Annotated in this window: 22 protein-coding genes; 15 read left to right on the top strand and 7 right to left on the bottom strand. The window is 59.0% G+C overall.

The window, feature by feature from the left end:
• Window positions 1-108: 108 nt before the first annotated feature.
• The 8 genes from metG (at window position 109) to J1D76_RS16855 (ending at window position 7,067) form a co-directional block, all read left to right on the top strand.
• The gene (metG, locus tag J1D76_RS16890; protein ID WP_421139382.1) at window positions 109-2,160 is read left to right on the top strand and encodes a methionine--tRNA ligase; all 2,052 of its coding nucleotides are present in this window, start codon (window positions 109-111) and stop codon (window positions 2,158-2,160) included.
• Between the two features lie 240 nt (window positions 2,161-2,400).
• A complete protein-coding gene (locus J1D76_RS16885; RefSeq protein ID WP_421139381.1) occupies window positions 2,401-2,970 on the top strand; it encodes an electron transport complex protein RnfA in 570 nt (189 codons plus the stop codon).
• The gene (rsxB, locus tag J1D76_RS16880; protein ID WP_421139380.1) at window positions 2,967-3,959 is read left to right on the top strand and encodes an electron transport complex subunit RsxB; all 993 of its coding nucleotides are present in this window, start codon (window positions 2,967-2,969) and stop codon (window positions 3,957-3,959) included. The genes J1D76_RS16885 and rsxB overlap by 4 nt, the downstream gene beginning before the upstream one ends.
• A complete protein-coding gene (locus tag J1D76_RS16875; protein WP_421139379.1) occupies window positions 3,946-4,932 on the top strand; it encodes an RnfABCDGE type electron transport complex subunit D in 987 nt (328 codons plus the stop codon). The genes rsxB and J1D76_RS16875 overlap by 14 nt, the downstream gene beginning before the upstream one ends.
• Window positions 4,929-5,540 (top strand): RnfABCDGE type electron transport complex subunit G, encoded by a 612-nt coding sequence (locus J1D76_RS16870; RefSeq protein ID WP_421139378.1) that lies wholly within the window; start codon window positions 4,929-4,931, stop codon window positions 5,538-5,540. The genes J1D76_RS16875 and J1D76_RS16870 overlap by 4 nt, the downstream gene beginning before the upstream one ends.
• Complete coding sequence (locus J1D76_RS16865; RefSeq protein WP_421139377.1) at window positions 5,533-6,117, top strand: Rnf-Nqr domain containing protein; 585 nt, start codon at window positions 5,533-5,535, stop codon at window positions 6,115-6,117. The genes J1D76_RS16870 and J1D76_RS16865 overlap by 8 nt, the downstream gene beginning before the upstream one ends.
• Window positions 6,118-6,142: 25 nt before the next feature.
• A complete protein-coding gene (gene nth, locus J1D76_RS16860; protein WP_421139376.1) occupies window positions 6,143-6,781 on the top strand; it encodes an endonuclease III in 639 nt (212 codons plus the stop codon).
• A gap of 106 nt (window positions 6,782-6,887) precedes the next feature.
• Entirely contained in the window at window positions 6,888-7,067 is a 180-nt protein-coding gene (locus tag J1D76_RS16855; RefSeq protein WP_421139375.1) for a PA3496 family putative envelope integrity protein, read from the top strand.
• 81 nt (window positions 7,068-7,148) lie between these two features.
• Here J1D76_RS16855 and J1D76_RS16850 read toward each other — a convergent pair whose 3' ends face one another.
• Window positions 7,149-7,775 carry a response regulator gene (locus J1D76_RS16850; protein WP_421139374.1) on the bottom strand — a complete coding sequence of 209 codons (627 nt, stop codon included), beginning with the start codon at window positions 7,773-7,775 and terminating at the stop codon, window positions 7,149-7,151.
• Between the two features lie 518 nt (window positions 7,776-8,293).
• On the opposite strand from J1D76_RS16850, the gene J1D76_RS16845 reads away from it, so the two are divergent.
• On the top strand, window positions 8,294-8,971 hold the full coding sequence (locus J1D76_RS16845; protein ID WP_421139373.1) for a hypothetical protein: 678 nt from the start codon (window positions 8,294-8,296) through the stop codon (window positions 8,969-8,971).
• Window positions 8,972-9,108: 137 nt separating this feature from the next.
• On the opposite strand, the gene J1D76_RS16840 is transcribed toward J1D76_RS16845, so the two are convergent.
• Together J1D76_RS16840 and J1D76_RS16835 are read right to left on the bottom strand one after the other, a co-directional pair.
• Window positions 9,109-10,326 (bottom strand): argininosuccinate synthase, encoded by a 1,218-nt coding sequence (locus J1D76_RS16840; protein ID WP_421139372.1) that lies wholly within the window; start codon window positions 10,324-10,326, stop codon window positions 9,109-9,111.
• 129 nt (window positions 10,327-10,455) lie between these two features.
• Window positions 10,456-11,361 (bottom strand): flagellar protein MotY, encoded by a 906-nt coding sequence (locus J1D76_RS16835; protein ID WP_421139370.1) that lies wholly within the window; start codon window positions 11,359-11,361, stop codon window positions 10,456-10,458.
• A gap of 159 nt (window positions 11,362-11,520) precedes the next feature.
• Between J1D76_RS16835 and pyrC the strand changes: the two genes are divergently transcribed.
• Together pyrC and rnt are read left to right on the top strand one after the other, a co-directional pair.
• Complete coding sequence (gene pyrC, locus J1D76_RS16830) at window positions 11,521-12,567, top strand: dihydroorotase (RefSeq protein WP_421139369.1); 1,047 nt, start codon at window positions 11,521-11,523, stop codon at window positions 12,565-12,567.
• Window positions 12,564-13,241 (top strand): ribonuclease T, encoded by a 678-nt coding sequence (gene rnt, locus J1D76_RS16825; protein ID WP_421139368.1) that lies wholly within the window; start codon window positions 12,564-12,566, stop codon window positions 13,239-13,241. Before pyrC ends, rnt begins: the two co-directional genes overlap by 4 nt.
• Before the next feature lie 181 nt (window positions 13,242-13,422).
• On the opposite strand, the gene J1D76_RS16820 is transcribed toward rnt, so the two are convergent.
• Window positions 13,423-14,025: a peroxiredoxin gene (locus J1D76_RS16820; protein WP_007971324.1), complete on the bottom strand. Its 603-nt coding sequence runs from the start codon at window positions 14,023-14,025 to the stop codon at window positions 13,423-13,425.
• Between the two features lie 310 nt (window positions 14,026-14,335).
• Between J1D76_RS16820 and J1D76_RS16815 the strand changes: the two genes are divergently transcribed.
• Together J1D76_RS16815 and bfr are read left to right on the top strand one after the other, a co-directional pair.
• The gene (locus tag J1D76_RS16815; protein ID WP_421139367.1) at window positions 14,336-14,554 is read left to right on the top strand and encodes a bacterioferritin-associated ferredoxin; all 219 of its coding nucleotides are present in this window, start codon (window positions 14,336-14,338) and stop codon (window positions 14,552-14,554) included.
• A 198-nt stretch (window positions 14,555-14,752) separates the two neighbouring features.
• Window positions 14,753-15,229 carry a bacterioferritin gene (bfr, locus tag J1D76_RS16810; RefSeq protein WP_421139366.1) on the top strand — a complete coding sequence of 159 codons (477 nt, stop codon included), beginning with the start codon at window positions 14,753-14,755 and terminating at the stop codon, window positions 15,227-15,229.
• A 193-nt stretch (window positions 15,230-15,422) separates the two neighbouring features.
• Here the strand turns inward: bfr and grxD are convergent, their stop codons facing one another.
• From grxD to J1D76_RS16795, 3 genes are all read right to left on the bottom strand, one after another.
• A complete protein-coding gene (gene grxD / locus J1D76_RS16805; RefSeq protein WP_016773402.1) occupies window positions 15,423-15,764 on the bottom strand; it encodes a Grx4 family monothiol glutaredoxin in 342 nt (113 codons plus the stop codon).
• Window positions 15,765-15,861: 97 nt separating this feature from the next.
• The gene (locus tag J1D76_RS16800; RefSeq protein WP_421139365.1) at window positions 15,862-17,970 is read right to left on the bottom strand and encodes a molybdopterin oxidoreductase family protein; all 2,109 of its coding nucleotides are present in this window, start codon (window positions 17,968-17,970) and stop codon (window positions 15,862-15,864) included.
• Window positions 17,971-18,104: 134 nt separating this feature from the next.
• Window positions 18,105-18,395 (bottom strand): hypothetical protein, encoded by a 291-nt coding sequence (locus J1D76_RS16795; RefSeq protein WP_421139364.1) that lies wholly within the window; start codon window positions 18,393-18,395, stop codon window positions 18,105-18,107.
• A 406-nt stretch (window positions 18,396-18,801) separates the two neighbouring features.
• Between J1D76_RS16795 and argF the strand changes: the two genes are divergently transcribed.
• Complete coding sequence (gene argF, locus J1D76_RS16790; protein ID WP_421139363.1) at window positions 18,802-19,722, top strand: ornithine carbamoyltransferase; 921 nt, start codon at window positions 18,802-18,804, stop codon at window positions 19,720-19,722.
• On the top strand, window positions 19,719-20,828 hold the full coding sequence (locus J1D76_RS16785; RefSeq protein WP_421139362.1) for an ABC transporter ATP-binding protein: 1,110 nt from the start codon (window positions 19,719-19,721) through the stop codon (window positions 20,826-20,828). Before argF ends, J1D76_RS16785 begins: the two co-directional genes overlap by 4 nt.
• Window positions 20,829-20,903: the final 75 nt, after the last annotated feature.

The raw sequence follows: 20,903 nt of genomic DNA, 5'->3' as shown, positions 1-20,903 counted from the left end.
CGCCACAGGTTTCAGCAGCGATGCATCCGGAAACAGGCCCGAAGGGTGAAAAATATGCGCCGGCGCTTTATAGTGACCGACCTCCGTTTCATCAAGTAGCCGAGCCCCATGTCCGAGCCACGCAAGATCCTCGTCACCAGCGCCCTGCCCTATGCCAATGGTTCGATTCACCTCGGCCATATGCTGGAATATATCCAGACCGATATGTGGGTGCGCTTCCAGAAGCACCGCGGCAATCAATGCATCTATGTCTGCGCCGACGACGCCCACGGTTCGGCGATCATGCTTCGCGCGGAAAAGGAAGGCATCACCCCGGAACAACTGATCGCCAACGTCCAGGCTGAACACAGCGCCGACTTTGCCGACTTCCTCGTCGACTTCGATAATTTCCACTCCACTCACGCCGAAGAAAACCGTGAGCTGTCGAGCCAGATCTACCTGAAACTGCGTGACGCCGGGCACATTGCCCAACGTTCGATCACCCAGTATTTCGACCCGGAAAAGAAAATGTTCCTGGCCGACCGCTTCATCAAGGGCACCTGCCCGAAATGCGGCACCGAAGACCAGTACGGGGACAACTGCGAAAAATGCGGCGCGACCTATGCGCCGACCGACCTGAAGGATCCGAAGTCGGCCATCTCCGGCGCCACCCCGGTGCTCAAGGATTCCCAGCACTTCTTCTTCAAGCTGCCGGATTTCCAGCAAATGCTGCAAACCTGGACCCGCAGCGGCACCCTGCAGGACGCCGTGGCCAACAAGATCGCCGAATGGCTCGACGCCGGCCTGCAACAGTGGGACATCTCCCGCGATGCGCCGTACTTCGGTTTTGAAATCCCTGACGAGCCGGGCAAGTATTTCTACGTGTGGCTGGACGCGCCGATCGGCTACATGGCCAGCTTCAAGAACCTGTGCAACCGCACGCCGGAACTGGACTTCGATGCGTTCTGGGGCAAGAACTCCACCGCCGAGCTGTACCATTTCATCGGCAAGGACATCGTCAACTTCCACGCCCTGTTCTGGCCAGCGATGCTCGAAGGCGCCGGCTACCGCAAGCCGACCGGGATCAACGTGCACGGCTACCTGACCGTCAACGGCCAGAAAATGTCCAAGTCCCGCGGCACGTTCATCAAGGCCCGCACCTACCTGGATCACCTGTCACCGGAATACCTGCGCTACTACTACGCCTCCAAGCTGGGCCGTGGCGTCGATGACCTCGACCTGAACCTCGAGGACTTCGTGCAGAAGGTCAACTCCGACTTGGTGGGCAAGGTCGTCAACATCGCCAGCCGTTGTGCCGGGTTCATCCAGAAAGGCAATGCTGGCGTGATGGTCGACACCAACGCCGCGCCCGAGTTGACCGACGCGTTCCTGGCCGCTACCCCGAGCATTGCCGACGCCTATGAAGCCCGTGACTTCGCCCGCGCCATGCGCGAGATCATGGGCCTGGCCGACCGCGCCAACGCCTGGATCGCCGACAAGGCACCATGGTCGCTGAACAAACAGGAAGGCAAGCAGGAAGAGGTCCAGGCGATCTGCGCCACCGGCGTCAACCTGTTCCGCCAACTGGTGATCTTCCTCAAGCCCGTGCTGCCACTGCTGGCCGCCGACGCCGAGGCGTTCCTGAACGTCGCGCCGCTGACCTGGAACGACCACACGACCTTGCTCGCCAACCATCAGTTGAACGAGTTCAAGGCGTTGATGACCCGCATCGACCCGGTCAAGGTGCAAGCCATGAGCGACGCGTCGAAGGAAGACCTGACCGCCAGCCAGACGGACACCGGCGACGCACTGCCAGCCGGCAATGGCGAACTGGCCAAGGACCCGCTGTCGCCGGAAATCGAGTTCGACGCCTTTGCCGCCGTCGACCTGCGTGTGGCCCTGATCGTCAAGGCCGAACACGTGGAAGGTGCCGACAAGCTGTTGCGCCTGACCCTGGACATCGGTGACGAGACGCGCAACGTGTTCTCCGGGATCAAGAGTGCATACCCGGACCCGTCCAAGCTCGACGGTCGCCTGACCATGATGATCGCCAACCTCAAGCCACGGAAAATGAAGTTCGGCATCTCCGAAGGCATGGTGATGGCGGCAGGTCCCGGCGGCGAAGAAATCTACTTGCTCAGCCCTGACAGCGGTGCCAAGCCAGGCCAGCGCATCAAGTAAATTCTTGCGGTCAACCGATCCCACAGTCGTGCCTGGCGCGGCTGTGGGATTTTCATGTCTGGCCCACCCTTCGTCCTTGCCGGATAATGCCTACTCTTTTGAAACCATCTCCTGTAGGAGCGAGCTTGCTCACGATGGTCGTTAACGATAATACGTGCCCACGGGTTGAACGCGGCGCTCTTGAATCCATCGCGAGCAGGCTCGCTCCTACGAAAACTACTGTTCCTGCCGGCACGAATGATGACCGAAATCCTGCCTACGCTTATCAGCGTCGCCCTGATCAACAATGTCGTGTTGCACTGGCCGCTGGGCGTCGATCCGTTGTTGGCCGGCCAGCGTCGTCAGGTTCATGCGCTGGGTATTGCGACGATGTGCCTGATGCTGATCGTAAGCCTGCTCGGCTACACGCTCTATCAATGGCTGCTGGTGCCACTGCAATTGACGGCGCTGCGCCTGTTTGTGTACCTGCCATTGAGCGTGCTGCTGATCGGTCCGTTGCTGAAGCTGCTGGCGCGGGCCTTTTCAACGCTGCCGTTCGAAGGCCTCTGGCCACTGCTGCTGGGCAATGCCGGCGTGCTCGGCGTGGGGCTGCTCAACGCCCAAGAGGACAAAGGCCTGTTTTACGCCACGGCCCTGGCCCTCGGTGCCGGGCTGGGCTTCTGGCTGGTATTGAGCCTGTTTACCGATTTGCGTGAACGCACGGCCGACAACGATGTTCCCCTGCCCTTTCGCGGCTTGCCGATCGACCTGATTGGCGCCGGCCTGATTGCAGTGGCTTTTCTCGGATTCAGCGGACTGATCAAAACATGAGTCTGATTCAAAGCATCGACGCCCTCCTGCCGCAAACCCAATGCGGCAAGTGCGGCCACCCCGGTTGCAAGCCCTACGCCGAAGGCATCGCCAGCGGAGAGCCGATCAACAAGTGCCCACCCGGCGGCAACGAAACCATCGCCGCCCTGGCCGAGCTGCTGAACGTACCGGTTCTTGAACTGGACATCACTCGTGGCTCGGCACCTGCACAGATCGCCTACATCCGCGAAGCCGAGTGTATTGGCTGTACCAAGTGCATTCAGGCTTGCCCGGTCGATGCCATTGTTGGTGCCGCCAAACTGATGCACACGGTGATCATCGACGAATGCACTGGCTGTGATCTGTGCGTGGCGCCGTGCCCAGTGGACTGCATTGAAATGCGCCCGCTGCCGCTGGAGGTGGTCGTGCCGGTTGTCGGCGGCCTGGCGCTTACCGCAGAGGCGCGGCAAGCCCGTAACCTCAAACGCGATCACGCACGGCGGCGCTTCGAACAGCGCAACGCCCGCTTGCAACGCGAAGAGCTGCAGAAAATCGCCGAGCGTCAGGCACGCCAGCGTGCCGCCCAGCCCACCGAAACGGCGGCCGACCCGGTGCAAGCCGCCCTTGAGCGCGTGCGTGCGCAGAAAGCTGCGAATGCCGATGCTGCGCTGAAAAAAGCCAAGATCGATGTGGCCATGAGCCGTGCGCAATTGCACAAATCGCTGAAAGCTTTCGGGCATCCGCCGACGCTCGAACAGCAATCACAATTGATCGTCCTGCAACAGCAGTTCGAAGCCGCCGAACAAGCCCTTGGGCAACTGGAAATCACCACCACCACGCCCGCACCGGCACCGGATGCCGAGCTGAAACGGGCGAAGATCCAGTTGGCCATGCGCCGCGCCGAACTCAAGAAGGCCCAAGCCAGCCAAGCGCCGGCAGAGCACATCGAAGCCCTGGAGCGCGCAGTCGGGGAAGCCGAACATCAGGTAGACAGCCATGCCCACCCTTGAGCCGGTCGACGATCGCCTGCAACAGGCGATGAAACTGGTGTTGTTGGCGCTGTTGCCGGGATTATTGGCGGCGTTCTGGGTGAATGGCTGGGGCGTGCTGATTAACCTGGTGCTGGCGGCGACCGCCGCGCTGGCGGCTGAAGCCGCCATGGTGCAGTGGCGCAAACGGCCGCTCATGCCGACCTTGAGTGACGGTAGCGCGCTGGTCAGCGCCACGTTGCTGGCGCTAGCCCTGCCGCCCTATTGCCCGTGGTGGCTGCCCCTCAGTGCGGCTGCCTCGGCGATGGTGTTGGGCAAACATTTGTATGGCGGCGTTGGCTCCAATCCCTTCAACCCGGCGATGCTCGGTTTCGCCTTGGTACTGGTGACCTTTCCCCAACCCATGACCCATTGGCCGTCATCCCATGGCATGGACCTGCTCAGCGGCCTGCAGCAAGTGTTCGGTACCGGCCAGGCGCCGGATGCGTGGGTGCAGGCCACGGCACTGGACAGTCTGCGGATCAACAAAAGCCTGACCATGGATGAGCTGTTTGCCAGCAATCCAGCCTTTGGCCACTTCGGCGGCCGCGGGGTGGAATGGCTGAACCTGGCGTTTCTGGCGGGCGGGTTGTTTTTACTGCAGCGGCGTGTGATCAGCTGGCATGCCCCGGTCGGCATGCTCGCCAGCCTGTTTGTCATCAGCCTGTTGTGCTGGAACGGTTCGGGTTCCGACTCCCATGGCTCGCCGCTGTTTCATTTGCTCAGCGGTGCGACGATGCTGGGCGCCTTTTTTATCATCACTGAACCGGTGTCCGGCGCCAGGAGTCCGGGCGCGAAGGCGTTGTTCGGCGTCGGCGTCGGGCTGCTGACCTATCTGATTCGTACCTGGGGCGGTTATCCGGACGGCATCGCCTTTAGTGTTCTGTTGATGAACCTGTGTGTGCCGGCCTTGGAGCGGTTCGTGGCAGGTAGACAACAGATGGAGTGGCCATGAGCCGGGTATCGAGCATTGCGCTTGTAGTGTGCCTGGCTGCGGTTGGGCTGGGTATGACGTACTGGGTGCAATGGGGCAGCGCGCCGCGTATTGCCGCCGAACAGCGCCTGATCGATACCCGTCGCCTGCTGGACCTGATCGCGTCTGACAGCTACGACAACCAACCGCTCGAACACCCCGTCAGGATCGAAGCGGCTTTCCTGACCAACAGCACCTTGCTTGGCGGTTATCTGGCAACCAGGGCCAATCAACCCGTCGCCGTGTTGCTGCGCAGCCAAACCCTCGGCTACGCAGGTGCCATCGAGTTGTTGATCGTCATCGACGTGAATGGCAGGTTGCTCGGCGTCAAAACGCTCAAACAATCGGAAACCCCAGGCTTGGGTGCGCGGATCGCCGATTGGCCAAATACCTGGCTCCAGATGTTTCACGGCAAGTCCCGTGGGCAGCCCGAGGACAGTGGCTGGGCACTGAAAAAGGATCAGGGTCAGTTCGATCAGATTGCCGGCGCGACCATCACCTCAAGGGCGGTGATCAATGCCACCCACGACGCCTTGCGTTACTTCGATGAACACCGCCAGCAACTGCTCGGGAACCCAGGCCATGAATGACTCATCAACCCTCCGCAACAGCTTGATGCTGGCCCCACTGATCGGCGCTACCCACTCACTGGTGACCGCCCTTGGCGTGTGCCTGATGTTCCTGGTGGTGTCCGGGTTATTCAGCCTGGTCATGGGTGCCTTGCGAACCCGGCTGGTCCCGGCTACCCGTTTGCTGGCCAGTGTCCTGCTGGCAGCCACGCTTACCAGTTGCGCGGAACTCATGGCGCAGGCCTGGTCGCTGCAATGGCAGCAGCAGTTGGGTATCTACGCAGCCTTGATCGCCTTGCAATGTGTCGTGCTGGAACACACGGGGTTCTATCAACAAAACTGGCAACGACGTCTGCGACTCAATGGCGCGTTCATCGCCCTGATGATTACGCTGGGCCTGCTGCGCGAACTCATCGGCAACGGGACACTGGGGAGCCACCCTGTGTGGCTGCCCGGCGCAATGCCCATCGACTGGCAAGGCTGGGTGCTGACGGCGGATGGCGGCCTGCGCCTGGTCACCTTGACGCCGGGTGGTTTCATCCTGCTCGGACTGCTGATCGCTGCCTGGCAAGCCGGGCGCCCCACGCCTACACAATGACTGTCCTCGAGGAAACGCACTGCCCATGAATGCCGCAAAACGCCTGGAAATTTTCCGCCGGCTGCACGAGGACAACCCGGAACCGAAGACCGAGTTGGCCTACTCGTCACCGTTCGAGTTGCTGATCGCCGTTATTCTCTCGGCGCAATCGACCGACGTCGGCGTCAATAAAGCCACCGCCAAGCTGTACCCGGTTGCCAACACCCCGGCAGCGATCCATGCCCTGGGTGTCGAAGGGTTGTCGGAGTACATCAAGACCATCGGCCTGTACAACAGCAAAGCGAAAAACGTGATCGAAACCTGCCGCCTGCTGGTAGAGCGCCACGCAGGCGAAGTGCCAAAAACCCGCGAAGAGCTGGAGGCGCTGCCCGGCGTCGGGCGCAAAACTGCCAACGTGGTGCTCAACACGGCATTCCGCCAGCTGACGATGGCAGTCGACACACATATCTTCCGAGTCAGCAACCGAACCGGCATTGCGCCTGGCAAGAATGTGGTGGAAGTCGAGAAGAAGCTGATGAAATTCGTGCCCAAGGAGTTCCTGCTCGACTCCCACCACTGGCTGATTCTGCATGGTCGTTATGTGTGCCTGGCCCGCAAGCCCCGCTGCGGTAGCTGCCGAATCGAGGACTTGTGCGAATACAAGCACAAAACCTCCGACGATTGAGAGGCCGGTAGGTTTATTGAACAGTCGATTGAAAAAATCTTTTTTACCCGCCGGGAGATTGTCGATATAAGGGGCGCCAAAGGCCTTCTTAGCCTGGAGCAGCTAAATGAGTACTGGCAAAGAGCAATTGGACGTAGAAGACGACTTCACCACCACCGAAACCGAAGACGCTGAGCCGGTGGTTGAAGTAGCGAAAACTAATCTGAGCAAACGCCGCACCATCGACAACCTGCTGGAGGAGCGCCGACTGCAAAAGCAATTGGCCGATTACGATTTTGACTTATGACACCTGAAAGCCTCCCGAAACGGAGGCTTTTTTATGAGGTGCCGCTCCCCGACAGGCACCCTTTGGCTCGCCGCTATCTGATCACACCAAGCCATTTCGTTGAGCCAACTCGATCAGGTCGACCAACGAGCGCGCATTCAGTTTCAGCAACAGCCGGGTCTTGTAGGTGCTCACGGTTTTATTGCTGAGAAACATGCCATCGGCAATTTCCTTGTTGGTCTTGCCTCGGGCCAACTGTTGCAAGACCATCATTTCACGCCCCGACAATCGATCGACCATATCGGCCTCACTGGCATTGCCCAAACTGGAGCGCACGGTATGCAAGGCTTGATTCGGAAAGTAACTGTAGCCAGACAACACGGCTTTTATTGCACTAAGCAACTCCGTCAGGTCTTGTTGCTTGCAGACATAACCGGCTGCTCCAGACTGCATGCAACGCATGGAAAAATGCCCGGGCGCCTGCGAAGTCAATATCAGCACTTTCATCGGCATTGGGGTCGTGGACAAACGCGCGATGACTTCCAGCCCATCCAGCTTCGGAATCCCGATATCCAGAATGACAATGTCCGGCATAAGTTCACGAGCTAGTTGCAGTGCGTCCACACCATTATCGGTTTCAGCAATAACTTCGTAACCATGCCGCTCCATTAGCATACGTACCGCAAGACGAATGACGGGGTGATCATCCACGATCAGCACTTTATTCATGGGCAAGTCCAATTTTCGCTGTTCGAATTTTTAGAGCCCGCACAATAGCCTAGTCGTTTCACCCATGGCATGCCGTCCCTTCCTGACACCCACAGCGAAAGACATACCCTACAAACATCAAGGATTCCTCCTACAAAAATCCGTCGAACGGAATGAATTGAAAACGGTATCAGCGGCATCATGTCGCACTTTCCAGCCAGTGCCTGTTTCAATTTACGACCATTATTTTCTGAAAATTCGCTCTCCCCCGCCGAATACCCGTATTAACCTCATCAAAACACGCCAGACATTAACGCACTGGACACCCACGCCAGAAATATCACACAAACAGTATCCGACTACTCTTACAGCAAATAATATTTTTTGAGCAATGATTATAAAATCATCAACTTACTCAAAGAACAGCACAACGACAAACAAATTAAAACAACTACCAAAACGAACAAACAATAAAACCCCTACAATGATATTCATCCCACACTAAAAATCGAGTGCATAAATCAAGATGAGAACAACACATGATAAAAAAACGAATTGCCAACCCTATGACTATTATCGCCATATTCGCAACGCTCTCGGAAACGTCCGCTGCGATTTCCCTGCCCTTCCTTGATCAAGAGGAGAGAGAACTCTATGTGTGGTTCCTGATCAGCTTTCCGTTTTACTTGCTTCTGCTATTTTTCGCGACACTCAACTTCAACTACAAGTCGCTGTACGCGCCTTCTGACTTTGAAAAGGGAAAGCACTTCATGAAGGTCATGGATGATGCCGGGCGCATGGACAAAAAAACCTCCGGCAAGGGATTGGAAAACCCAGCTATGGAGACCTCAACCCATGACAGGCAGACAACCGAGACACCCTGTGGTGCGCAGGACCCACCTAATCTGCACCCTATCGTCTCGGTTCAGCACCAATTGCAATTGCCGGAGCTTGTAAAGGACCTGCACATCATCGATGCACGCTGGATGGACAAGGAGATCGAATTTGCAGCGCTGCTGGAAAAAATCCACAGGCCAGGGGAAAAGTCGGCGTGCGTGATCCTGTTTGTCACGTGTGCCGCTTCAGAAATTTTGCTGAAAGCCAGTGCGCTTGAGCATTCAAGACGGGCCATGAAGCGCAAGGACGCCTTCCATGTTGCCTACAATCTCGATTCGCACCGGTTGTCGGTCATTGACCAGGCCGGTGACAAGCCGTAGCACAGGACAGCACATTGGAAGGAGAAAACAGGACATCCTCGATGCGAACGGCAACACAGTACTCGCGTTCCGCCCGCTTTCGAGTTGCCTGACCCCGTCCAGGACGAGGTCAGGCAGCCATCACGATGACAAAGGTATCAGAACAGTTTCCGGCCTTTGTTCGCCGCAATGCGCATGCGCAGGGCATTGAGCTTGATGAAGCCCGCGGCATCCGCCTGGTTGTACGCACCGCCATCTTCTTCGAAGGTCGCGATATTGGCGTCGAACAGCGAGTCGTCGGACTTGCGGCCAGTGACGATCACGTTGCCCTTGTACAGCTTCAGGCGCACGACGCCGTTCACATTGACCTGGGACGCATCGATCATCTGTTGCAGCATCAGACGCTCAGGGCTCCACCAGTAACCGGTGTAGATCAGACTGGCGTACTTGGGCATCAGCTCGTCTTTGAGGTGAGCCACTTCGCGGTCCAGGGTGATCGACTCGATCGCACGGTGGGCGCGCAGCATGATGGTGCCACCCGGGGTTTCGTAGCAGCCACGGGACTTCATGCCCACGTAGCGGTTCTCGACGATGTCGAGACGGCCGATACCGTGTTCACCACCGATACGGTTCAGGGTCGCCAGCACGGTGGCCGGGGTCATTTCGACGCCGTCCAGCGCGACAATGTCACCGTTGCGGTAGGTCAGTTCCAGGTACTGCGCCTTGTCAGGAGCGTTTTCCGGGGAAACGGTCCAGCGCCACATGTCTTCTTCGTGCTCGGTCCAGGTATCTTCCAGCACGCCGCCTTCATAGGAGATGTGCAGCAGGTTGGCATCCATGGAGTACGGGGATTTTTTCTTGCCGTGACGCTCGATCGGGATCGCGTGCTTTTCAGCGTAATCCATCAGCTTTTCACGGGACAGCAGGTCCCATTCGCGCCATGGAGCAATCACTTTCACGCCAGGCTTCAACGCGTAAGCGCCGAGTTCGAAGCGAACCTGGTCGTTACCCTTGCCGGTGGCGCCATGGGAAATGGCGTCAGCGCCGGTTTCGTTGGCGATTTCGATCAGGCGCTTGGCGATCAGCGGACGAGCGATGGAAGTACCCAGCAGGTACTCGCCTTCGTAAACGGTGTTGGCGCGGAACATCGGGAAAACGAAATCGCGCACGAACTCTTCGCGCAAGTCGTCGATGTAGATCTCTTTGACGCCCATGGCCTGAGCCTTGGCGCGTGCAGGTTCGACCTCTTCGCCCTGACCCAGGTCAGCGGTGAAGGTCACGACTTCACAGTTATAAGTATCCTGCAGCCACTTGAGGATCACCGAAGTGTCCAGGCCGCCGGAATACGCCAGAACGACCTTGTTTACGTCCGCCATGCCATCACTCCACGGGGTTCTACGGAAAGCCGGGAAGTCTACCGCTCATGCAGAATAATTTACAGTGGCGCGACAGCTTATGACGACGAAGCGACAGTTTATATCGAGAGGGCGACAATGACCGGAGGGTCAGGAAGTTGTCGAATTGCCTGGCTTCGTCGCCTGCGGGGCGACTTGTTCGGCCGGTGCGCCACGCTCCAGGCGTACCGCGACACGACGGTTCCTGGAGCGGTTGGCGTTGTTGGTGTTCGGCGCCAATGGATAGCTCTCGCCGTGAAAACGCATGGTTATCTGCGACTCCTGGATGCCATTGGCCTTGAAGAAGTCCATCACCGCCAGGGCCCTGCGCCGTGACAAATCACGGTTGGTCAGGCGATTGCCGCTGTTGTCGGAGTGACCGTCCAGTTCGATGTGATTGACCGTCGGATCGGCCTTCATGTACTCCAGCATCACCTGCAGCTTGGCCTTCGCCGCACTGTCGAGTTCGATTCCGCCACCGGGAAAACCGATCTGCGACTGCTTCACCTGTTCGAAATTCTGAGGCAACAGCTTGGCCACACAGCCTTGATAATCGGCAAACGCCTGGGTGAACTTCACCGGCAACAAACGCACCTCCGACACCCGGCCATCGCCCGAAGCGTGGCGGATCACCGGGCTGCGCCCATCTATCAGGCCGCTGATCAGGCGCCCGGCCTGCACTTGCGTACTGTTGAACAACACATTGCCGCTGCCGATTCGCACCGAACCCAGGTTGATGTCTTCACGTCCCGGTTGCCACGGTGCCGCCGCCGCCAGCAAGGTCGCCGAGCCGCCGCCCATCATCGGGTTGTAGGCCTTGAGACGAAAGGTGGCCTGCTCACCGGCCTTGCGCACGAATTCGCCCGAACCGAAATCGGTGATCGGCTGGGTCAGGCGGCATTCGAACTTGTCACCTTCGACCGTCCACTCAATGTTCTCCAGTCGGGTCTGGAACGTGAGTGCCATCGCGGGAAGGCTGGCAAACACACTGAGCAAGGCTAAATAACGCTGGCGCACGGGAGGCTCCACTGGCTTCTACAACAAAAAGACCGACACACAGATGTTTACGGCATACCTGTTGGATATCGGAAGCTTCCCGCAAAACTTGATAGCGAGTGCCTGCAAGAGTCTTTTCCGGTAGCATTCCCTTCAGTTTGACCCGCCTGGAATCCCCTCATGTCCGACCGCCTGACCCTGCTGCGTCCCGACGACTGGCACATTCATCTTCGCGATGGTGCCGTGCTGACCAATACTGTCGCGGATGTTGCGCGCACCTTTGGCCGCGCCATCATCATGCCCAACCTGGTTCCACCCGTGCGCAACGCGGCCGAAGCCGATGGCTATCGCCAGCGGATCCTCGCCGCTCGCCCAGCCGGCAGCCAGTTCCAGCCGCTGATGGTCCTGTACCTCACCGATCGCACCCAGCCTGAAGAAATTCGCGAGGCCAAGGCCAGCGGCTTCGTGTACGCCGCCAAGTTGTACCCGGCCGGCGCGACCACCAACTCGGATTCTGGCGTTACCAGCATCGACAAAATCTTCCCGGCGCTGGAGGCCATGGCCGAAGTCGGGATGCCGTTGCTGATTCACGGTGAAGTCACCCGTGGCGATGTCGACGTGTTCGACCGCGAAAAAATCTTCATCGATGAGCACATGCGCCGTGTAGTCGAGCGTTTCCCGACCCTCAAAGTGGTCTTCGAACACATCACCACCGCGGATGCCGTGCAGTTCGTCAACTCGGCTTCGGCCAACGTCGGCGCGACCATCACCGCGCACCACCTGCTGTACAACCGCAACCACATGCTGGTGGGCGGGATTCGGCCGCACTTCTACTGCCTGCCGATCCTCAAGCGCAATACCCACCAGGAAGCCCTGCTCGACGCCGCCACCAGCGGCAGCGAGAAGTTCTTCCTCGGCACGGACTCGGCGCCCCACGCCCAGCACGCCAAGGAAGCCGCTTGCGGTTGCGCCGGCTGCTACACCGCCTATGCAGCTATCGAGATGTATGCCGAAGCCTTCGAACAGCGCAACGCGCTGGACAAGCTCGAAGCCTTCGCCAGCCTCAATGGCCCGCGGTTCTATGGCCTGCCGGCCAACACCGATCGCATCACCCTGGTCCGCGAAGAATGGACCGCCCCGACCAGCCTGCCGTTTGGCGAGCTGACCGTTATCCCGCTGCGCGCCGGTGAAAAACTGCGCTGGCGCCTGCTGGAGGAACACGCGTGAGTGAAGACCATTTCGACGACGAACTGGAAGGCAATGGCGGCGCAGGCGGCCCTCGTCATCCAATGGCAGCCAGGTTCCGTGGTTACCTGCCGGTGGTCGTCGACGTAGAAACCGGTGGTTTCAACTCGGCCACCGACGCCCTGCTGGAGATCGCCGCGACCACCATCGCCATGGATGAAAAGGGATTTGTGTATCCCGATCACACCTACTTCTTCCGGGTCGAACCGTTTGAAGGCGCGAACATCGAAGCGGCGGCCCTGGAGTTCACCGGGATCAAGCTCGATCACCCGTTGCGCATGGCCGTAAGCGAAGAGTCTGCTCTGAACGATATCTTCCGTGGCGTGCGCAAGGCCCTCAAGGCCAATGGCTGCAAACGGGCAATCCTGGTCGGGCATAACAGCAGCTTCGACCTGGGCTTCCTCAATGCAGCGGTTGCGCGGATGGACATGAAGCGCAACCCGTTCCATCCGTTCTCCAGCTTCGACACCGCAACGCTCGCGGGCCTGGCTTACGGCCAGACCGTGCTGGCCAAGGCGTGCCAGGCGGCAGACATCGACTTCGACGGTCGTGAGGCTCACTCGGCCCGCTATGACACCGAGAAGACGGCGGAGCTGTTCTGCGGCATCGTCAATCGCTGGAAGCAGATGGGTGGCTGGGAAGACTTCGACGACTGATGCTGTTGGCTCTTTTGTAGGAGCGAGCCTGCTCGCGATGGACTAGAGAGCGCTGCGGAGTATCAGGCTTCCCGCGTTATCGTTAACGACCATCGCGAGCAGGCTCGCTCCTACAGGGTCTAAGTCCCGTGCATAAAAAAACCGGCCCTCAAGGCCGGTTTTTTTGTACCTGCAACGCGCCTTACAGAGCGGCAGCGTGCTCGGTCAGGTAAGCCGCAACGCCTTCTGGCGAAGCGTTCATGCCTTTGTCGCCTTTCTTCCAGTTGGCAGGGCAAACTTCGCCGTGCTCTTCGTGGAATTGCAGAGCGTCGACCAGACGCAGCAGCTCTTCCATGTTACGACCCAGCGGCAGGTCGTTGATGATCTGCGAGCGGACAACGCCTTTGTCGTCGATCAGGAATGCGCCACGGAACGCCACGCCGTCAGCGGACTGAACGTCGTAGGCCTTCATGATTTCCTGCTTGATGTCGGCAGCCATGGTGTAGCGAACTTCGCCGATGCCACCGTTGTTGACCGGGGTGTTGCGCCATGCGTTGTGGGTGAAGTGCGAGTCGATCGACACAGCGACCACTTCCACGTTGCGGGCCTTGAATTCCGACATGCGGTTATCCAGAGCGATCAGCTCGGACGGGCAAACGAAGGTGAAGTCCAGTGGGTAGAAGAACACCAGGCCGTATTTGCCTTTGATCGCCGAAGACAGGGTGAAGCTGTCAACGATCTCGCCATTGCCGAGTACGGCCGGTACGGTGAAGTCAGGGGCTTGTTTGCCTACGAGTACGCTCATTGGATATCTCCTGGTGTAATAGCGTGAGAAACAGGGTTCGTATCAGCCTGCCACCCTGAGGCGACAGCCCTGTGACACGACCCCCGGTCGCAAAAGACCGGTCATCATACACCGCGTATTTGAGCTGGCTTAGCTGTTTTTTCCCGCGGCGATGAAATCCCCGCGAGTTCTGCCCAGCGGATTGGCCGGACAGACCGTTCGTCAGCCGCGCTCTTTTATGGCGAAAAGTGCCGTGAAACCACTTTGACAATCATTCTCGTTAACATTAAGATCCATCGCAATTGAGTCACAATCAGCGACGGTCTTCTTTATGTATGTTTGCCTCTGCACTGGCGTCACCGACGGTCAAATCCGCGATGCGATCTATGAAGGATGCTGCAGCTACAAGGAAGTCCGCGTGGCCACTGGCGTTGCCAGCCAATGCGGCAAATGTGCCTGCCTTGCCAAGGAAGTGGTCCGCGAGACCCTGACAAAACTGCAAACGGCCCAGGCTGCCATTCCCTATCCAGTAGAATTCACAGCCGCGTAACTATCGATTTTCAAAGAACCGGACATATGTCCGGTTTTTTTATGCCTCAAAATCAACTGGTTAGGCTCTAGACGCGGAACACAAACATTCTTATTCAGATTAATTTTCATTTAAGTTTCAATAACTTAGGTTTGACACTATTAAATACGCGGCTCAAACTCAGCTTTATTGAAGGCTAATACAGGGCAGGACCCCATCATGAAAGGCGACGTTACAGTCATCCAGCATCTCAACAAGATCCTTGCCAATGAGCTGGTCGCGATCAATCAATATTTCCTGCATGCGCGCATGTACGAAGATTGGGGCCTGAACAAGCTCGGTAAGCACGAGTACCACGAATCCATCGACGAGATGAAGCACGCGGACAAGCTGATCAAGCGCATCCTGTTCCTTGAAGGCCTGCCGAACGTCCAGGACCTGGGCAAGCTGCACATCGGCGAACACACCAAGGAAATGCTGGAGTGCGACCTGCGTATCGAACGCACCGGCCATGCCGATCTTAAAGTGGCCATCGCGCATTGCGAAAAAGTCGGTGACTTCGGTAGCCGCGAACTGCTTGAAGATATCCTGGAGTCCGAAGAAGAACATATCGACTGGCTCGAAACCCAGTTGGGCCTGATCGATAAAGTCGGTCTAGATAACTACCTGCAATCGCAGATGGGCGACGACGAGTAAGTTCTACGCCTTAATCTCGATGCAATAAAAAGCCCCGCACTCTGCATTAGAGGCGGGGCTTTTTAATGCCCGCATTTCAATGTGGGCATTAACTCCTGTGGGAGCGACTCTGCGCACGAAAGCGCTTGTCAGTCAGCTTTACAGTAACTGACAGACTGCATTCGCTAGCAGGCTCGCTCCTACAAGAAGCGGATCAGGCTTCGGATTTGTTGGCAGCGGCGGCTTCGACAGCAGCCTTGATGGTGCTTTGCAGCGAACCATCAGCAGCCATCTCAGTCATGATGTCGCTACCGCCTACCAGCTCACCACCGACCCACAGTTGCGGGAAGGTTGGCCAGTTGGCGTACTTAGGCAGGTTGGCGCGGATTTCCGGGTTCTGCAGGATGTCCACGTACGCAAACTTTTCGCCACATGCCATCACGGCCTGCGCGGCTTTGGCGGAGAAGCCGCACTGCGGGGCATTCGGCGAGCCTTTCATGTAAAGCAGAATGGTGTTGTTGGCAATCTGCTCTTTAATCGTTTCGATGATATCCATGGAGCACCTCGGCTGAACTTTCCGACTCATGGGTCGGCACGGTGGCGCATTGTAACGGAAAGCCGAGCCCCCTGCTCGGTCTCTCCGTCAGACTGTTTCAAGCCGCTGCCACGGTCACCGGCACGCCGTTGAGCGCGGCGTTGCCCGACAACTCGTCGAGCTGGCATTCGTCAGTCAGGTCGTTGGCACTGGAACCCGGCTGGCTGCTGGCAATGCTCATCTGCACGCCGGGCCGTGCATGACCCCAACCGTGGGGCAGGCTGACTACGCCTTGCATCATGTCCAGGCTGCCCTGCACTTCGACTTCAATCACCCCCACCCGTGAGCTGACCCGCACGCGCTGCCCGTCGCTGAGCCCGCGGCTGGCCAGGTCGTCCGGGTGCATCAGCAATTGGTGGCGCGGCTTGCCCTTCACCAACCGATGGTAGTTGTGCATCCACGAATTATTGCTGCGCACATGACGGCGGCCGATCATCAGCAACTCATCGGCGGCCGGCGCCTGCAAGGCTGCAAAACGCGCCAGGTCAGCCAGGATCACTGAGGGAGCGGCCTGGATTCGCTGGTTGGTGGTTTTCAGCCGCGAGGCCAGGTTAGGCTTGAGCGGTCCGAGGTCGACGCCATGGGGATGATCGAACAGTGTCGCCAACGACAGTTTGTATTCTGACGTGTCGCCATACATCCCCATGCGCAGGCCGCGATCGATCATCTGCGCCGGAGCGATGGTCGGCTTCAACTCTTTGCCCGTTTTCGCTGCAAACGCCTTGGCCAGCCCGACAAAGATCTCCCAGTCGTGCAAGGCCCCCTCGGGTTTGGCGAGGATCGCGCGGTTGAAGCGGCTGACATTGCGCACCGCGAACAGATTGAAGGTGGTGTCGTAATGATCGTTTTCCAGCGCCGACGTCGAAGGCAGGATCAGATCGGCATAACGCGTGGTTTCATTGATGTACAGGTCGATGCTGACCATGAACGCCAACCCGTCCAGCGCCTGCTCGAGCTTGCGCCCATTGGGCGTGGACAACACCGGGTTGCCCGCCACGGTGATCAGTGCCCGGACCTGCCCTTCCCCTTCGGTCAGCATCTCTTCAGCCAGCGCCGACACCGGCAATTCGCCGGCGTATTCCGGGCGCCCCGACACCCGGCTCTGCCACAGGTTGAAATGCCCGCCGGAGGTCGTCGCCACCAGGTCCACGGCCGGTTCGGTGCACAGCGCACCGCCCACGCGGTCGAGGTTGCCGGTGACCAGGTTGATCAACTGCACCACCCAATGGCACAGCGTGCCGAATGCCTGGGTCGACACGCCCATTCGCCCATAGCAAACCGCCGACGGCGCTGCGGCGAAGTCGCGTGCCAGCTGACGAATCTGCTCGGCCGGCACCGCACACAAAGGGCTCATGGCGTCGGCGGTGAACGGTGTGACCGCCTCGCGCACGTCCTCCAGACCGTCCACCGGTAGCTGGTTGTCGCGCGTCAGGCCTTCGGCAAACAACGTATTGAGCAAGCCGAACAACAGCGCGGCATCACCGCCAGGGCGCACGAACACATGCTGGTCGGCCATGGCCGCCGTTTCACTGCGACGCGGATCGACCACCACCACCTTGCCGCCGCGAGCCTGAATCGCCTTCAGGCGTTTTTCCACGTCCGGCACGGTCATGATGCTGCCATTCGACGCCAGGGGGTTACCGCCCAGGATCAGCATGAAATCGGTGTGATCGATGTCCGGGATCGGCAGCAGCAAACCGTGGCCGTACATCAAGTGACTGGTCAGGTGATGGGGCAGTTGGTCGACCGAGGTGGCGGAAAACCGGTTACGGGTTTTCAACAGGCCCAGGAAGTAATTGCTGTGGGTCATCAGCCCGTAGTTGTGCACGCTCGGGTTGCCTTGATAAACCGCCACGGCGTTTTGCCCGTGTTTTTCCTGGATCGCCGCCAGGCGTTCGGCGACCAGATCGAACGCAGCCTGCCATTCGATGGGTTGCCATTGATTGCCCACCCGCTGCATCGGCTGACGCAGGCGATCCGGATCGTTCTGGATGTCTTGCAACGCCACAGCCTTGGGGCAGATATGGCCGCGGCTGAACGTATCCTGGGCGTCACCCTTGATCGAAGTGATCTGGACGGCTGCGCCCTCGACCTCGGTGGTTTCGATGGTCAGGCCGCAGATGGCTTCGCACAAATGGCACGCGCGGTGATGGAGAGTCTTGGTCATGGCCAGTCTCTGTCTTGTTATGGGCGGACAACGTTGGCCGCGGAAGCAAAACTATGGCGCCGTACCCGTCGCCGCGCCAGCGACGTTCGTCTTGTGAATCGAGGGTCATCAGGCCAGCCGATGGCTGCCTGGTATCAGTTCGGGGGCAGCCTGGGTGGCGCCTGATGCTGGATTTCCTGAAGGTTTTCGAACGCCCCATGGCCAACGTCGACGCCGGTCAGTTCGCCGATCAGGCGCCAGTGTTCATCGAGCCCGGCGCTGATCGTGGCCATACGATCGACCATGTGCCGACCGGCAGCCCGGGTCATCTGGTCGTCACTGCGCAGCAGCTCGAAGGACATCGTCGTCACCGAGGCGGTGAGGTGCGTCAGCGAGCGTGCCGTCAGGCCCAGTAGTTCCAATAACAGCTGTTCTTTCGATTCCATCGGGAGGCTTCCTGCGTCGCTCGAGATTTATTTATAACCCAGCACTTTGCATTAGCAAACATTTCAGGCTGGCGGCATACCCGCCCAAGACCTCGAATGACAGGTCAGAAACCGACTGGCAGCGCGCCTTCGCCGTCTCGCCCGATTGCCAAGCCCCGTGAGGCCAGTGTACAAATGAACCGCTGCTGTCAGGAATCAAGCTTCAAAAGCGCTACCTCGGTCACCCCGTAGCACCTCTGAAATTCCCTAAAAACTGTAGCCCTATTGGTAAGACGCGACATTTAATTATAAGATCGCGCCTTCCCCTATTTCGTCGCCCCGTGCGGCTTACGCCGCAGGTCTCGCCCATTGTTCCGTTAAACAAGGCTTTGAGCATCTGCGGTTTGTAGCAAAAAGGTAGTCAATGATGAGCGCAAGGCACTTTCTCTCCCTGATGGATTGCACGCCCGAAGAGCTGGTCAGCGTGATCCGTCGAGGCGTTGAGCTCAAGGACCTGCGTAACCGCGGCGTACTGTTCGAGCCTCTGAAAAACCGCGTCCTGGGGATGATCTTCGAGAAGGCCTCGACCCGCACCCGGATCTCCTTTGAAGCCGGCATGATCCAGCTCGGCGGCCAGGCCATTTTCCTGTCACCGCGTGACACTCAACTGGGCCGAGGCGAGCCGATCAGCGACTGCGCGATTGTCATGTCGAGCATGCTCGACGCGGTGATGATCCGTACCTTTGCCCACAGCAACCTGACCGAATTCGCCGCCAACTCCCGTGTGCCGGTGATCAACGGCCTGTCCGATGACCTGCACCCGTGCCAGCTACTGGCAGACATGCAGACCTTCCTTGAACACCGCGGCGCGATCCAGGGCAAGACCGTGGCCTGGATCGGCGATGGCAACAACATGTGCAACAGCTATATAGAAGCGGCGATCCAGTTCGACTTCCAGTTGCGCGTAGCTTGCCCGGAAGGTTACGAGCCCAACCCTGAGTTCGTGGCCAAGGCCGGCGACCGGGTCACCATCGTTCGCGACCCGAAAGAAGCCGTGCGCGGCGCCCACCTGGTGAGCACCGACGTCTGGACCTCCATGGGCCAGGAAGAAGAAACCGCCAAACGCCTGAAACTGTTCGCGCCGTACCAGGTCAATCGCGCCCTGCTCGACCTGGCCGCTGACGACGTGCTGTTTATGCATTGCCTGCCGGCGCACCGTGGCGAGGAAATCAGCGTCGACCTGCTTGACGACAAACGCTCGGTGGCCTGGGATCAAGCCGAAAACCGTCTGCATGCCCAAAAGGCTCTGCTGGAGTTCCTCGTCGAACCGGCGTATCACCACGCATGAGCCAGCCATTACTGCTTAACCTGCGCAACCTCGCCTGTGGCTATCAAGACCAGCGAGTGGTTCAAAACCTCAACCTGCACCTTAACGCGGGCGACATCGGTTGCCTGCTGGGCTCCTCGGGCTGCGGCAAGACCACCACCCTGCGGGCGATTGCCGGTTTCGAGCCGGTGCACGAAGGTGAAATCCAGCTGGCCGGCGAGACCATCTCGAGTGCCGGTTTCACCCTGGCCCCGGAAAAACGCCGCATCGGCATGGTGTTCCAGGACTACGCACTGTTCCCGCACTTGAGCGTGGCTGAGAACATCGCTTTCGGTATTCGCAAGCACCCGCAGCAAGGCCGGGTCATCGAAGAGCTGCTGGAACTGGTCAACCTGAAGAACCTCGGCAAGCGTTATCCCCACGAGCTGTCCGGTGGACAGCAGCAACGTGTCGCCCTGGCCCGCGCCTTGGCGCCAGAACCGCAATTGCTGCTGCTCGACGAACCATTCTCCAACCTCGATGGTGAACTGCGCCGCAAGCTCAGCCATGAAGTGCGCGACATCCTCAAGGCCCGTGGCACCAGCGCGATTCTGGTGACCCACGACCAGGAAGAAGCCTTCGCCGTCAGCGATCACGTCGGCGTGTTCAAGGAAGGTCGCCTGGAACAGTGGGATACGCCCTACAACCTCTATCACGAACCGCTGACGCCCTTTGTCGCCAGCTTCATCGGCCAGGGCTATTTCATTCGTGGTCAGTTGAGCAGTCCGGAATCGGTGCAAACCGAGCTGGGTGAGCTGCGCGGCAACCGCGCCTATACCTGGCCGGTCGGTGGCGCGGTGGATGTGTTGCTGCGCCCGGACGATATCGTCTACGCACCGGACAGCACCTTGAAAGCGCGCATTGCCGGCAAGACCTTCCTCGGCGCATCGACCCTGTATCGACTGCAATTGCCGACAGGCGCGCAACTGGAATCGATCTTCCCGAGTCATGTCGATCGTCAGGTCGGCGCGGACGTGGGCATTCGTGTCGCGGCCGAGCACCTGGTGTTGTTCCAGGCATCCGGCAGCACGGCGGCGCAGATTCCCGCGGTTGAATCAGGGGTTCGGCGTTTCAGCACAGCGAACTGAGACACACAAAACCCTGTAGGAGCGAGCCTGCTCGCGATGGGGTGTCAGACACGTTGATATCGACTGACACGCCAT

The organism is Pseudomonas sp. NFX15, from assembly GCF_049132105.1.
In the GTDB taxonomy this organism is placed as follows: Bacteria; Pseudomonadota; Gammaproteobacteria; order Pseudomonadales; family Pseudomonadaceae; genus Aquipseudomonas.
The sequence above is the reverse complement of the archived record's forward strand: the minus strand, read 5'-3'. Positions and strand labels throughout refer to the sequence as shown.

Bases quoted from the DNA above. Each gene is read 5' to 3' on its own strand.
- J1D76_RS16820 (WP_007971324.1), bottom strand. From the start codon at position 14,025: ATGAGCGTACTCGTAGGCAAACAAGCCCCTGACTTCACCGTACCGGCC.
- metG (WP_421139382.1), top strand. From the start codon at position 109: ATGTCCGAGCCACGCAAGATCCTCGTCACCAGCGCCCTGCCCTATGCC.
- nth (WP_421139376.1), top strand. From the start codon at position 6,143: ATGAATGCCGCAAAACGCCTGGAAATTTTCCGCCGGCTGCACGAGGAC.
- J1D76_RS16795 (WP_421139364.1), bottom strand. From the start codon at position 18,395: ATGGAATCGAAAGAACAGCTGTTATTGGAACTACTGGGCCTGACGGCA.
- J1D76_RS16865 (WP_421139377.1), top strand. From the start codon at position 5,533: ATGAATGACTCATCAACCCTCCGCAACAGCTTGATGCTGGCCCCACTG.
- argF (WP_421139363.1), top strand. From the start codon at position 18,802: ATGAGCGCAAGGCACTTTCTCTCCCTGATGGATTGCACGCCCGAAGAG.
- J1D76_RS16885 (WP_421139381.1), top strand. From the start codon at position 2,401: ATGACCGAAATCCTGCCTACGCTTATCAGCGTCGCCCTGATCAACAAT.
- pyrC (WP_421139369.1), top strand. From the start codon at position 11,521: ATGTCCGACCGCCTGACCCTGCTGCGTCCCGACGACTGGCACATTCAT.
- J1D76_RS16785 (WP_421139362.1), top strand. From the start codon at position 19,719: ATGAGCCAGCCATTACTGCTTAACCTGCGCAACCTCGCCTGTGGCTAT.
- J1D76_RS16870 (WP_421139378.1), top strand. From the start codon at position 4,929: ATGAGCCGGGTATCGAGCATTGCGCTTGTAGTGTGCCTGGCTGCGGTT.
- J1D76_RS16855 (WP_421139375.1), top strand. From the start codon at position 6,888: ATGAGTACTGGCAAAGAGCAATTGGACGTAGAAGACGACTTCACCACC.
- J1D76_RS16840 (WP_421139372.1), bottom strand. From the start codon at position 10,326: ATGGCGGACGTAAACAAGGTCGTTCTGGCGTATTCCGGCGGCCTGGAC.
- J1D76_RS16850 (WP_421139374.1), bottom strand. From the start codon at position 7,775: ATGAATAAAGTGCTGATCGTGGATGATCACCCCGTCATTCGTCTTGCG.
- J1D76_RS16845 (WP_421139373.1), top strand. From the start codon at position 8,294: ATGATAAAAAAACGAATTGCCAACCCTATGACTATTATCGCCATATTC.
- grxD (WP_016773402.1), bottom strand. From the start codon at position 15,764: ATGGATATCATCGAAACGATTAAAGAGCAGATTGCCAACAACACCATT.
- bfr (WP_421139366.1), top strand. From the start codon at position 14,753: ATGAAAGGCGACGTTACAGTCATCCAGCATCTCAACAAGATCCTTGCC.
- rsxB (WP_421139380.1), top strand. From the start codon at position 2,967: ATGAGTCTGATTCAAAGCATCGACGCCCTCCTGCCGCAAACCCAATGC.
- J1D76_RS16815 (WP_421139367.1), top strand. From the start codon at position 14,336: ATGTATGTTTGCCTCTGCACTGGCGTCACCGACGGTCAAATCCGCGAT.
- J1D76_RS16800 (WP_421139365.1), bottom strand. From the start codon at position 17,970: ATGACCAAGACTCTCCATCACCGCGCGTGCCATTTGTGCGAAGCCATC.
- J1D76_RS16875 (WP_421139379.1), top strand. From the start codon at position 3,946: ATGCCCACCCTTGAGCCGGTCGACGATCGCCTGCAACAGGCGATGAAA.